Below are 12621 nucleotides of genomic sequence, written 5' to 3'. Positions count from 1 at the left end.
TTACGACCTAGTCTTATCGCCCAGCCAAAGCCTCGGCGGGATGAATACGACTCGCCTTCCAGGCGGGATAGAGGGTGGCCAATAGGCTCATCACCAGGGCCAGAGACACCACTAGCGCTACATCCAGAAGATGAAGCTGTGAGGGTAAGAAGTCGATGAAATAGACATCGGCCGACAAGAGCTGCACGCCAAACAGCTGCTCGATACCGCTGGCGATAGCACTTAGGTTCAGCGCAAGGGTGATCCCTAGCCCCGCACCAATCAAGCAACCCATCAGGCCATTTAGCGCGCCCTGCACCACGAAGATCCCCATGATGGTGGCCTTGGCCATCCCCATGGTCAGCAAGATGGCGATCTCCGACTGCTTGTCACGTACCGCCATCACTAGGGTCGAGACGATATTGAAACAGGCCACGGCGATCACCAGCGCGAGCACCAGGTACATCACGGCGCGTACCAGCTGAATATCCTGATAAAGATGGCCTTGGGTGCGGGTCCAATCGGAAAGGTACATATATTGCGACTGGCTGTAGCCCAAGGTGCGGATCAGCTGCGGCGCGGCAAAGACATCATCTACCTTGATGCGGATCCCGCTCACGCCATCCCCCAGCCCCAACAGCTCGGCGCCATAATCCAGCGAGATGTAGGCTGTAGTCAGATCCAGCTCACCGCCAAGCGCAAAAATTCCCACCACCTTAAACTGATGGCTCTTGGCCGAGCCAAGGCCGCGTCCCGTTGACTGACTGGCAAGGTTTGGCGTGTAGAGGCTCAGGGTGTTACCCAGCGACAGCCCCAGCGCATCGGCCAGCCCCTTACCCAGGACGATATTGTTTTCTTTGCTGGCCAGTGCCTGCCAGGCCGTATCCGGCATGAAATCACGGATGTTGGAAACCTTGGCTTCTAATTCCGGCGTGATACCGATAACCGTTAGCCCCTGAAAACCACCGGGTTTCTGGATCAGGCCCTGAATACGCACAAATGGCGCGCTGGCAATAATACCGGGGATCTTCTTGGCATCCTCGGCGATCTGCGGCCAGTCATGCAGCGGCTCATTCACCCCGGTCAGCTCACCATGGGGCACTACGCCCAGCAGGCGCTGCTCAAGCTCCTTCTCGAAGCCGTTCATGGCCGACAGCACAGTGATCAACACGGCGACTCCCAGGGCGATGCCCGCAGTAGAGGCAAAGGAGATGAAACTTATGAAACGATTGGACTGACGCGCCATGTAGAAGCGCCAGCCTACCCAGAAGGCGAGTCTCTCTCTCATGCCATCTCCCAGGCGCTTAACTGACCATCTTGCATCTTCAGCTGTCTGTCCATACGCGCGGCCAATTTAGGATCATGGGTGACCACCACAAAGGCCGTGCCCAGCTGGCTACCCAGCTCTCGGATAAGCTCATAGACGGTATCGCCGCTGGCGGCGTCCAGGTTGCCCGTAGGCTCATCGGCCAACACCAACTTAGGGCGATTGATCAGCGCCCTGGCTATTGCGGTGCGTTGACGCTCACCGCCAGACATCTCCGCCGGGGTATGATGTAGTCGGTGGCCCAGACCCACACGACTAAGTAGCTCTTTGGCCTCCTGCTCGACTTCCTGACGCGGGCGCTTCTGGATAAGCCCTGGCATGGCCACATTTTCAAGGGCAGTAAACTCGGGCAACAGATGATGGAACTGATAGATAAATCCCAGCTCCTGGTTGCGGATCGCCGCCTGACGCGAGGGGGAAAGCTGGTAGAGATCTTCCCCATTAAACATCACCTGACCGCTGCTGGGTTTGTCCAGCGTGCCCATGATGTGCAGCAAGGTACTCTTACCCGAGCCCGAACTGCCGATGATAGCCACCTGCTCGCCCTTGGCGATACTGAGATTAACGCCGCTCAGCACCTGAGTATCTATACTCCCCTCGTGGTAGCGTTTGCTGACGTTACTGACTTGAAGTAACAAAGAGTTGTCCTGTTGGGTCATAGATTATTCATACCTTAAAGCTGTGGCAGGTTGCACGCTAGCCGCCCGCAGTGCGGGATAAACGGTCGCTAAAAATGTGATGGCCAGGGTGCCAACGACGATCAGGGACAACTGTCCCCACTCGAGCTGCACCGGCAGGCGTTGTCCCGCCCCGAGCACATGAATGCCAAGCATTGAGAAGAGTGTATTGATGTTCAATGTGGCCAGCACGCCGATAGCCAGGCCGCCCACCAGGCCTAAGACGGCGTTAAGCGATCCCTGGATCATGAAGATCCCCATGATGCTCCCCGTGGTCAGGCCTTGGGTCTTGAGCACGGCAACGTCTGTGGTCTTATCCACCACCATCATCACCAACGCTGATACTATGTTAAAGGCTGCCACGGCGATGATAAGGCTGAGCATCAGCGACATCATGTTCTTCTCCATCTTCACCGCAGAGAAGAGATGACCATAGTTTTCGCGCCAATCACTGGTGGTTACGCTGTCGCCCGCTGCCTCAAACGCCGCTTTTACCTTAGGTGCCAGCTTGCTCGCCTTGAAGGGATCGGCCAGATAGAGACGCAGCGACTTGATCTCATTGGGGGACTTGCGCATCAGACGCAGTGCATCCTCGTGATGCACGTAAGCCAGGCTCGCATCCACCTGAGATCCCATCTCAAACACGCCTGCCACGATAAACTTACGCTGGCTCGGCACAGGTCCCAGAGGCGAATAAACCACCCCATCGCCACTGAGTACACGTATCTTATCGCCGGGCTTAACATCCAGACGACGCGCCAACTCGGCGCCTATGATAATGCGGTATTTGCCCGCCTCGAGACTGTCGAGAGAGCCGTTGAAGTGACGGTTCAGACGGGCCAGATTGTCTTTTTCAAGCTCGGGATAGATACCATAAACCTGCACGGCACTGATGTTGCTCGGCGCCTGTAACATGGCCTGGGTGGCCACGCTCGGACTCATAGCTAGGATCTGCTTACCATCGATTAATGTATTGGCGACATCTTGCCAGTTACCAAGGTGTTGCTCGCTGTGCACCGTCAGCTGTGGCACTGCGCCAAGAATACGCTGCTTGAGCTGTCCCTCCAGGCCATTCATCACAGAACTGACGATGATCAGGGCCGCCACCCCGAGCAAGATCCCCGACACGGCAAACAGGGTAATAAATGAGGCAAATGGATTGGCCTTACGTGCTCGCCAGTACCGATAACCTATGGTCCAAGATAACGCTAAATTCATGTTTGGCAGGGTCTCTTTACGTCAGAGCCTTGATAAATCATTAAGATGGGCACGATAATAGGGGGAATAGCACCTTAAAAACAAGAGGCAATCCGTTGAACAGCCAATCAAACTCCTATTTTAGCGTCGCGCATGGGTTCGCCGCTTACCTATCGCCCTGGCCTAAGGAGCAGCCGCTGCCCAACGACCATGAACTCAGAAGCATGCTGCCACTCGGCATGCAACTCATCAGCGAAGTCAAGGCGATGGAAGCCGACTGTCTACTCCAGCTCAGGCACCTTGATGATGAGGCCCGCACCGTGGTGGATTACCTCAAGCTACAGTCGCGCAAGATAGACCTGGTGCTGCAACATGTGCTCGAGCAGCAGCCCCACGAGGGCGAGCGCTGCAACGGCCTGCATTTTGGCGGCAGTGGCATACATCTCCAAAGCCCCACAAAATTGGTGCCCGGCGAGCGCTATCGCATCACACTGCATATCAGGGAGGCGCTTATCGCCATCCTCTGCATCGGTGAGTGCACCCGCTGTGACGATGAAGCCTCTGAAGGTGGTTTCGACTGCGAACTCAGCTTTATTCAAATTCTCGATGAGGATGTCGAGCAACTGGTCAAAGCCAGCCTGAATATTCAACAAAAACAATTACAACAACGCAAAAAACAGCAACAAGACCCGAGTTAGTTTTCACTGGCACTGACGGGGCTAAGTCTCTACAATGGCCGCATCATTGTCGATTGTTGGCCTTAGTCTGTTTTCATGAATGCTTTTTCCATCCTCACACCACCTAAAGTCAAAGGGGTTAAGTCGCCCCAAACCCTGAGCCAGTTAACCGGTGCCGCCCAGGCGATAAGCCTGGCTAAGCTGTGCGAGCAGTATAGCGGCATGACCTTAGTAGTGACGCCAGACACGCCAAGCGCGCTCAGGCTAGAGGCAGAGCTAGGCTACCTGTTAGCGCCAAAATCAGTCCCCGTGATGCTGTTCCCCGACCGGGAGACCTTGCCTTACGACAGCTTCTCGCCCCATCAGGATCTGGTATCTCAACGGCTTGAGACCCTATCGCGGATCCCAAGCGCCGGCCATAGCCTGGTGATCGTGCCCATGAGCACCCTGATGGTGAAGTTGCCGCCGCAATCATTCTTAACCGGCAACGTCTTGCTGCTCAGCAAGGGCGACAACTATCCCCTGGAAGCAGTGCGCAGCCAGCTGGTCAATACCGGCTATCATCACGTAGAGCAGGTGTATGAGCATGGCGAGTTTGCCGTGCGCGGCTCTATCATAGATCTCTTCCCCATGGGCGCCCAGAGCCCCTATCGCATCGAGCTGTTCGATGATGAGGTCGAATCGATCCGCGAATTTGACCCGGAAACCCAACGCTCCAGCGGCGAGATCGAATCGATTCGCCTGCTGCCGGCCAAGGAGTTCCCGACCAATGACGCCGCCATCGAAGGGTTTCGCCAACGTTACCGCCGCCAGTTTGAGGTAGTGGTCAAGGAGCCGGAGTCCATCTATCAGATGGTGAGCCGCAAGGTGATGCCTGCCGGGATCGAGAGTTACCTGGCCCTCTTCTTCGACGAGACGGCGAGCCTGTTTGACTATCTGCCCGGCGAGTGCCAATTGGTGCAGGTGGGCGATCTAGAGAATGCTGCCAAACACCACCTGCAGGAGATCAACCAGCGCTATGAAAACCGCCGGGTCGATCCCCTGAGGCCATTGCTGCCGCCAAAGGATCTCTACCTGCTGACTGAACAGGTCTTCGAGGCCTTTAAGCATCTGCCGCGCTTCCTCATCAAGGGCGATGAGGCAACAGGCACCAGCGTTGCGGCGCAGCTCGAGGCACTGCCCAGTATCGCCGCCAACCATAAGCTCAAACAGCCGCTTGTTAGCCTTAAAGAATTTGCCGATGGCGGCACGCCAATTTTATTCTGCGTCGAATCGGAAGGCCGCCGCGAGGCGCTGCTGGAACTGCTGGCCAAGATAGAGATTAAACCTACGCTGCTGGACCATCTGGAGAGCTTCAGCCATAAGCCTCAGCCCTTTGGCTTGATCGTCGCGCCGCTGTCTCAAGGCGCCATCTATCACCCCAAGAAGGGCCCTAGCTGGGCACTGGTGTGTGAAACCGAGCTGTTTGGCCAGCGCATCGCCCAGCAACGCCGTCGGGATAAACAGCGTCAGGTAAGCCAGGATGCGCTCATCAAGGATCTGGCCGAGCTCAAAGTCGGTCAACCTATAGTCCATCTGGATCACGGCGTCGCCCTCTATCAAGGGCTGGAAACCCTGGACACGGGCGGCCTGGTCGCCGAGTACCTGAAACTGGAATACGCCGGTGGCGATAAACTCTATGTGCCTGTCGCCTCCCTCAACCTCATTAGCCAGTACAGTGTCGGCGCCGATGATGCGCCACAGCTCAACAAGCTGGGCAACGAGAGTTGGACCAAAGCCAAACGCAAGGCGATCGAGAAGATCCGCGACGTGGCCGCCGAACTGTTAGATGTCTACGCCCGCCGTCAGGCCCGCCCCGGCGAGGCCTGCCGATTAGATCGCGAAGAGTACGCTCAGTTTGCCGGCAGCTTCCCCTTCGAAGAGACGGTAGATCAGGAAACTGCCATCGACGCCGTGCTCACCGACATGTGTAGCCCCATATCGATGGATCGTCTGGTGTGTGGCGACGTCGGCTTCGGTAAGACTGAGGTGGCGATGCGCGCCGCCTTCGTTGCGGTCAACGACGGCAAACAGGTGGCCATCTTAGTGCCTACCACGCTACTTGCTCAGCAGCACTATGAAAACTTCAAAGACAGGTTTGCCGACTGGCCCATCAAGATAGAGGTGATGTCACGCTTTAAGACCGCCAAAGAGCAACAGGCGGTGCTCAAGCAGCTGGAGCTTGGCCAGGTGGATATCGTTATCGGTACCCATAAACTGCTGCAGTCTGAGGCCAAGTTTGAAAACTTAGGCCTGCTTATCATCGACGAGGAGCACAGGTTCGGCGTGCGTCAGAAGGAGAAGATCAAGGCGCTACGCGCCAATATTGATATTTTGACCCTGACGGCGACCCCTATTCCGCGTACCCTCAACATGGCGATGTCAGGCATGCGCGACCTCTCCATCATCGCCACGCCGCCGGCCAAGCGCCTGGCGGTTAAAACCTTCGTGCGCGAATATGATGATGCCACGGTGCGCGAGGCACTGCTGCGTGAGATCTTAAGGGGCGGCCAGGTCTATTTTCTCCACAACAGTGTCGAGACCATAGAGAAGCGCGCCCGGGAGATTGAGGCGCTGCTGCCCGAGGCGCGAGTTGTCACCGCCCATGGTCAAATGAGAGAACGCGACCTGGAAAAGGTGATGTCCGACTTCTATCACCAGAAATACAATGTGCTGGTGTGTACCACCATCATAGAGACGGGCATCGACGTCCCCAGCGCCAACACCATCATCATAGAGCGAGCCGATAACTTCGGCCTGGCGCAGCTGCACCAGCTCAGGGGGCGTGTGGGGCGCTCACATCATCAGGCCTACGCCTATCTGATGACGCCACATCCAAAACGCATGACCAAGGATGCCATCAAGCGTCTGGAGGCCATTGGCGCGCTGGAAGATCTCGGCGCAGGCTTCATGCTGGCGACTCAAGATCTCGAGATCCGCGGCGCGGGTGAACTCCTGGGCGATGAGCAGAGCGGTCATATCTCCAAAATAGGCTTTACCCTCTACATGGAGATGCTGGAAGATGCGGTGAAATCTCTCAAGGAGGGCAAGGAGCCTTCGCTGGATCAGATGCTCAGGGGACAATGTGAGATTGACCTGCGGATCCCTGCCCTGCTGCCGGAAGATTATGTGGGCGATGTTAACATCCGCCTGTCGCTCTACAAGCGTATCGCCAACTGCGCCACCGCCCAGGCACTGGACGAATTAAAGGTCGAGCTGATCGATCGCTTCGGCCTCTTGCCTCAGGCCACCAAGAACCTGATGGAAGTCTCCCTGTTTAAGCACCAGGCAACGGCGCTCGGCATCGCCAAGATAGAGATGCACGCCAAGGGCGGTAGCCTGGAATTTAATAACGATCACTGTGTAGATCCTGGCTTTATCATCGGACTATTACAGAGTCAGCCACAAAATTATCGTATGGACGGCCCAAGTAAGTTAAAATTCTTGATGCCGACAGAGACAGACAAGGATAGGTTAGCCCTGTTATCCCTGATCATCTCTCAACTCATGCAACATCGCCTTGGAGAACCGCGTGTTTAAAAAGAGTCTTTTATTGGTGACCACCCTTGCCTCACTATCCGGCGCCGTCTGGGCAGATAACGAGCGTTGGTTTGAGGTGGAAGTTTACCTGTTTGAGCGTCAGGGAAGTCAATTGGAAGAAACCTTGGCAAGCCCAGGCAATCGTCACACGCGTCAACCGATAGACATGATCTCGCCGCTGTTTGCCACGGATATTACCGGTGCCAGCCTGGGGCTCGAGGGCTGCAGCGCCCAGCAGTGGCTGGAAACGCCAGAAGATTGCGACAGACAGCTGCAACAGGCGCAGGTGACTCACCCCAGCCAGATCCCTACCACCATAGGCGCGCCAACCCCCCAATATGCCACCTTAGGTGCCGGCACCGTCTTATTGGCCGATTCCCAGTCGCAGTTTGGGGAGATAATTACCACCTTAAGACGCGAAGCCGGACATAAGAGCCTGCTGCACATGACCTGGCAACAATCTATGCTGCCCCGTCATCAGGCGAAACCCGTGCGTCTCTATGCCGGTGAAGATTTCTCAGATCGCTTCAATGAGGATGGCTACGCGGTGAACGCGGCGCCCCAAAGTGATACCAGCGGCATTCCGCAGTTTAACTTCGATCTGAATTTCGAGGAGAAGCAGGCGGCCCCTATCTGGGCACTTGATGGTACGCTCAACATCTATCTGAACCATTACCTCTATGTGGAAACGGCGCTAACCCTACACAGGGCTGGTAATAAAACGCAGCCACAGCTTGAGAATGAGACGGTATTAAGCCAGGTGCCTTATCTGTACAACATCTATATGACGCAGAATAAGCGAGTGAAGAGTGACGAAATCCATTATTTCGATCACCCTAACATGGGGATGATCCTACAGATCAGAAAGATGGAACAACCCGGCGAGCGCACCCTCGAGGTGAGCCAGCCAAACGTGGTCCCGCAGAACTAAGCTAAATAGCTATTTAGAAAACAGATAGCTAATAGACAGAAAAATCGAGGTAGATCTCATCTGCCTCGTCTTCCTCCACCAGCACATTATCCACTACAGCCTGAGGCGAACCCTGCTCACTCCAGGCAATGAAACGATCGACAGCTAAGCTGCCTCCCTGCAATAAAATCAGCACCCTACCGTCTTCCAGGTTTTTGGCATACCCCGTCAGCCCCAATTCATTGGCTTTCAGCTGGCTGTATCGCCTAAAACACACGCCCTGAACCTTTCCCGATATTGTCAATAATACCCGCTTCATCTGCGCCTCGTTATTCTTATCGATCTAACCCTTTGAAGATAACCTAAACTTGGGGGATGGGCAAAAAATAGACAAAAAAAACAGCTAACTAATAAAGTGGTTAGCTGCATCGGGCGACATACGCAAACTGGGAAAAGGTCTGTAAGACCATCATGTAGCAATATGTATCACTTTGTATCATAAAAGGGATAAGCTATGCTAGATTTGAATAACAAAAATTGTTAACCACTTACGCTCAGCTTCGACCTAAATTCAGGATATTCGACCACTTTTTATCGCTTACTCACCATAAGCCCCTGAAAAATGGCGATCAATACACTGCAGAAAAACGCCCTAATCGCCTCCTCTCGACCAGCGACGCTTCTATCCAAAGCAGCAAGGCTTTTCGTTAACGTCATTCCCGAGGCAAAGTAGCTCGCACAGCCAAACTTTTTGGTGCAGAAATACGAATCAGGCCACTCTTCCATCACTAGCATCTGCACATAAAAAAGGAGCCAGTTGGCTCCTTGTTAGGTTCGAATCACCTTACTGCTGCTCTTTAAAGGCCTTTATCTCGGCGAGATGTGCGGCCAGCGAAGGAAACTTATGGCGCTGCTCCTCGTCCCAGACGATGGGATAGAAAGGCGCTAAGGTGCTGGCCACCGCCTGGTTGTCATGCATCTCGTCCTGGCGAGACAGGATACACATGCCCCGTCCCTTATGTTTTTCCCTAAACTGACTGACACACTTGCTGGCGATGTCGGCATACTCTTCCGGTCTGTCTATCTTGCCGAGCATATTGTCTTCCGGATGCAGATTAGGATTGATCATCACGGTCTTAAGGCCATTGAGAAAACCTATCCGCTCGGCCCAATAGCCGCCTAGGCCGACGCCTATTGCCAGAGGCGCGGGATCGTCACTCTGGGTTAACTGACGACTCACCTCGTTAAGCAGATACTGCATATCGTACTTGGGGTGAAGCGTGCTGTAGCTGATCAGCCTTACGTCGGGGTCGACAAACTGCAGCTGGCGCATTTTTTCATGATTACCTGGACTGGTGGCGTCAAAACCGTGGAAATAGAGGATCATCCTGTTACCTGCTAACTGTATGTGAATATTAACTTTAGCTAACTCATCATAGGCTGTTGTTGCGCTACATCAAATTTAGCCCATACAGATCTGCTCTGCTATCCTTCTTGCCGCCAGATAACGAGATTCATCCTCCAGCGCCTTGGCAACTTGAGGTCTGTTGGCCAGCAGTTTACGCGCCGGCACCTGTGGACCTTGCTCAGGCCACTCAAACGAGGTTAACAGCTCGCTGACGCCCTGACTGTCATTACACAGCAAGATCATGTCACAGCCCGCATTAATAGCGGCGCTGGCCCGCTCTGGGTAGCCACCAACCACGCCAGCCCCCTTCATGCCGAGATCGTCGGAGAAGATCACCCCATCAAACTTGAGCTCATCACGCAGCACCTGCTTAAGCCAATAGGAGGAAAAACCCGCGGGATTGGGGTCGACCTTAGGATAGATCACGTGGGCCGGCATCACCCCTTGTAATCGCTTCGCCCCCATAAGATGCGCAAAGGGCACCATGTCCAGGGCGCGGATCTCAGCTTCGCTACGCTCATCCACCGGCTTGGCAATATGGGAATCCGCCGCCACGCTGCCATGACCAGGGAAATGCTTACCCACGGCGGCCATGCCTGCATCCTGCATCCCTTGAATGAAGGCATCGGCCAGGGCTATCACCTCATCGGGCTTATCGCTAAAGGCGCGGGTGCCGATCACCTGACTGATGCCGTTCAGATCCAGCACAGGGGCAAAACTTAAATCGATATCACAGGCCAGCAATTCAACGGCCATGAGAAAACCAAGCTCCCTCGCCCAGCCCTTGGCTAATTGAAGGTCTTGCTTTGCCGCTGGCAATATGTCGCCCATGGCGGGGATCTTACTAAAACCGTCAATAAATCTTTGTACCCGACCGCCTTCATGATCCACGGCAATGAGCAGATCGGGTCTAAGGGCACGCACCGAGGCCACCAAGGCGCAGAGCTGGTCACGATCTTGATAGTTGCGGGAAAATAATATCAGCCCGCCGACCATGGGATGCATCAACTGCGCTTGCTCCTGCGCATTCATCTCGGTGGATAACAAATCCATCATTAAATAACTCACAACTCCCCCTAGAAAAACTGTTAAATCAGTTTTATCGACGCCGATGATTAACAAATACTTAGCAAGGTAAAATCATCTAAGTTTTTGTATACAATTGATAAAACCACAAACCTTCGGGCAGCTTTCCTCAACCGTTCGCGATTAGCAATAGTATGCCTAATGCGAAACTCACTCTTGAAAAAAACTAATGCGAAAGCTGCGACTAAAGTATGGGATACTTAATAATTGACAATCTTAATGTGCTCGCAAGGTTAGCACAACGGGGCGACATTAACGCCCCTTAAGGCATGAATAATTAAATTGGCCTAAAATCACTGAGATTGAATAACGAAAATAATGATTACAACAGGGTTTTATAATGATTAGCGTTTTTGACATGTTTAAAATTGGTATCGGGCCCTCAAGCTCCCATACCGTAGGCCCGATGAAAGCGGGTAATATCTTCATTCAAGATTTAGAAAAACATGGTCATCTAGCAGAAACAGATGAGCTGAGATCTGAGCTGTTTGGCTCACTCGGCCAAACCGGTAAGGGCCACGGCACGGGTAAGGCCGTGATCTTAGGCCTAATGGGCGAAGCCCCTGAAACCGTTGATACCGACAAGATCGATGCCACCCTGGCACAGGTGAACGACACACAAAGCTTAACCATGCCAAACAACAAGGTGGTTCGCTTCAGCCGTGAAGATGGCATCACCTACCACAGACGCAAGAGCCTGCCGGCCCATGCTAATGCCATGACCCTCTACGCCTATGCCAAGGGCAACTGCATCTACCAGCGTACCTATTACTCGGTCGGTGGCGGCTTCATCTTAGATGAAGATGAGATCCTGGCCCAGGATGCCTCGCCAGCCTCCCCTATCGAAGCCGCGCCCTATGACTTTAACAGCGCCGCCGAGCTGCTGGATATGTGTGTCGAGAACGGCCTAAGCATCTCTGCGCTGATGATGGAGAACGAACTCTCTATCGCCAGCGAGAAAGAGGTAAAGGAGCGCCTGTGGACTATATGGCAGACCATGAAGAGCTGCGTCGAGCGTGGCTATCAGAAGGAAGGCATACTTCCGGGCGGGCTGAAGCTCAGACGCCGCGCCCCGGCCCTCTACCGTCGCCTCAAAGCCGAAAGCAAGACAGTAGTCGATCCCCTCACCGCCATGGACTGGGTCGATCTGTTTGCCCTTGCCGTGAACGAGCAAAATGCCGCAGGCGATCGCGTGGTGACTGCGCCGACTAACGGCGCCGCCGGCATCATCCCTGCCGTACTCTGCTACTACGACACCTTCGTTCAAGAGGTGGATCTGGATATCTGCTGTCAGTACCTGCTGACCGCTGCCGCCATCGGCATTCTCTACAAGAAGAACGCCTCTATCTCAGGCGCCGAGGTGGGCTGTCAGGGTGAAGTCGGTGTGGCATGCTCTATGGCCGCGGCGGCACTCACCGAGATCATGGGCGGCACGGTTGAACATGTGGAAAACGCCGCCGAGATCGGCATGGAGCACAACCTGGGACTGACCTGTGACCCTGTTGGCGGCCTGGTGCAGGTGCCTTGCATCGAGCGTAACGCCATGGGCGCGGTCAAGGCGATCAACGCCTCACGCCTGGCGATGCGCGGTGACGGCAACCATAAGGTCTCTCTGGATAAGGTGATCAAGACCATGATGGATACCGGCAAGGATATGCGCAGCAAGTACAAGGAAACCGCCAAGGGCGGCCTGGCGGTTAACATAGTCGAGTGTTAACCGGCTATGAATAAAGCATAAAAAACTCGCCCTAGGGCGAGTTTTTTTATGGCTACACATCAGC

Annotated in this window: 10 protein-coding genes; 4 read left to right on the top strand and 6 right to left on the bottom strand. The window is 54.5% G+C overall.

All coding sequences use genetic code 11. The features are described from left to right. Positions 1-13 precede the first annotated feature (13 nt). The 3 genes from lolE to AYI87_RS00840 are packed head-to-tail and all read right to left on the bottom strand — an operon-like array spanning position 14 to position 3201. Positions 14-1267: a lipoprotein-releasing ABC transporter permease subunit LolE gene (lolE, locus tag AYI87_RS00850; protein ID WP_144198789.1), complete on the bottom strand. Its 1254-nt coding sequence runs from the start codon at positions 1265-1267 to the stop codon at positions 14-16. Then, positions 1264-1965, bottom strand: coding sequence for a lipoprotein-releasing ABC transporter ATP-binding protein LolD (lolD, locus tag AYI87_RS00845; protein WP_144198787.1), 702 nt, complete (start codon positions 1963-1965; stop codon positions 1264-1266). The genes lolE and lolD overlap by 4 nt, the downstream gene beginning before the upstream one ends. 3 nt (positions 1966-1968) lie before the next feature. Next, positions 1969-3201: a lipoprotein-releasing ABC transporter permease subunit gene (locus AYI87_RS00840; protein ID WP_144198785.1), complete on the bottom strand. Its 1233-nt coding sequence runs from the start codon at positions 3199-3201 to the stop codon at positions 1969-1971. 95 nt (positions 3202-3296) lie between these two features. Here AYI87_RS00840 and AYI87_RS00835 point away from each other — a divergent pair, with 95 nt between their 5' ends. From AYI87_RS00835 to AYI87_RS00825, 3 genes are all read left to right on the top strand, one after another. Next, positions 3297-3878, top strand: coding sequence for a hypothetical protein (locus AYI87_RS00835; RefSeq protein ID WP_144198783.1), 582 nt, complete (start codon positions 3297-3299; stop codon positions 3876-3878). Positions 3879-3953: 75 nt separating this feature from the next. Beyond that, positions 3954-7436 carry a transcription-repair coupling factor gene (mfd, locus tag AYI87_RS00830; protein ID WP_144198781.1) on the top strand — a complete coding sequence of 1161 codons (3483 nt, stop codon included), beginning with the start codon at positions 3954-3956 and terminating at the stop codon, positions 7434-7436. Continuing rightward, a complete protein-coding gene (locus AYI87_RS00825) occupies positions 7429-8367 on the top strand; it encodes a peptidoglycan binding protein CsiV (RefSeq protein WP_144198779.1) in 939 nt (312 codons plus the stop codon). The genes mfd and AYI87_RS00825 overlap by 8 nt, the downstream gene beginning before the upstream one ends. A 28-nt stretch (positions 8368-8395) precedes the next feature. On the opposite strand, the gene AYI87_RS00820 is transcribed toward AYI87_RS00825, so the two are convergent. The 3 genes from AYI87_RS00820 to nagZ form a co-directional block, all read right to left on the bottom strand. Beyond that, positions 8396-8665, bottom strand: a complete 270-nt coding sequence (locus AYI87_RS00820; protein WP_144198777.1) for an acylphosphatase — start codon at positions 8663-8665, stop codon at positions 8396-8398. Between the two features lie 525 nt (positions 8666-9190). Continuing rightward, positions 9191-9733 (bottom strand): alpha/beta hydrolase YcfP, encoded by a 543-nt coding sequence (gene ycfP / locus AYI87_RS00815; RefSeq protein ID WP_144198775.1) that lies wholly within the window; start codon positions 9731-9733, stop codon positions 9191-9193. A gap of 75 nt (positions 9734-9808) precedes the next feature. Further along, complete coding sequence (gene nagZ, locus AYI87_RS00810; RefSeq protein ID WP_186300526.1) at positions 9809-10822, bottom strand: beta-N-acetylhexosaminidase; 1014 nt, start codon at positions 10820-10822, stop codon at positions 9809-9811. 358 nt (positions 10823-11180) lie between these two features. Between nagZ and AYI87_RS00805 the strand changes: the two genes are divergently transcribed. Next, positions 11181-12557 (top strand): L-serine ammonia-lyase, encoded by a 1377-nt coding sequence (locus AYI87_RS00805; RefSeq protein WP_144198771.1) that lies wholly within the window; start codon positions 11181-11183, stop codon positions 12555-12557. The last annotated feature ends 64 nt before the right edge of the window (positions 12558-12621 follow it).

Source organism: Shewanella sp. KCT, assembly GCF_007636505.1.
Lineage (GTDB): Bacteria > Pseudomonadota > Gammaproteobacteria > Enterobacterales > Shewanellaceae > Shewanella > Shewanella halotolerans.
The sequence above is the reverse complement of the archived record's forward strand: the minus strand, read 5'-3'. Positions and strand labels throughout refer to the sequence as shown.

Bases quoted from the DNA above. Each gene is read 5' to 3' on its own strand.
- lolE (WP_144198789.1), bottom strand. From the start codon at position 1,267: ATGAGAGAGAGACTCGCCTTCTGGGTAGGCTGGCGCTTCTACATGGCG.
- lolD (WP_144198787.1), bottom strand. From the start codon at position 1,965: ATGACCCAACAGGACAACTCTTTGTTACTTCAAGTCAGTAACGTCAGC.
- AYI87_RS00840 (WP_144198785.1), bottom strand. From the start codon at position 3,201: ATGAATTTAGCGTTATCTTGGACCATAGGTTATCGGTACTGGCGAGCA.
- mfd (WP_144198781.1), top strand. From the start codon at position 3,954: ATGAATGCTTTTTCCATCCTCACACCACCTAAAGTCAAAGGGGTTAAG.
- AYI87_RS00820 (WP_144198777.1), bottom strand. From the start codon at position 8,665: ATGAAGCGGGTATTATTGACAATATCGGGAAAGGTTCAGGGCGTGTGT.
- ycfP (WP_144198775.1), bottom strand. From the start codon at position 9,733: ATGATCCTCTATTTCCACGGTTTTGACGCCACCAGTCCAGGTAATCAT.
- AYI87_RS00805 (WP_144198771.1), top strand. From the start codon at position 11,181: ATGATTAGCGTTTTTGACATGTTTAAAATTGGTATCGGGCCCTCAAGC.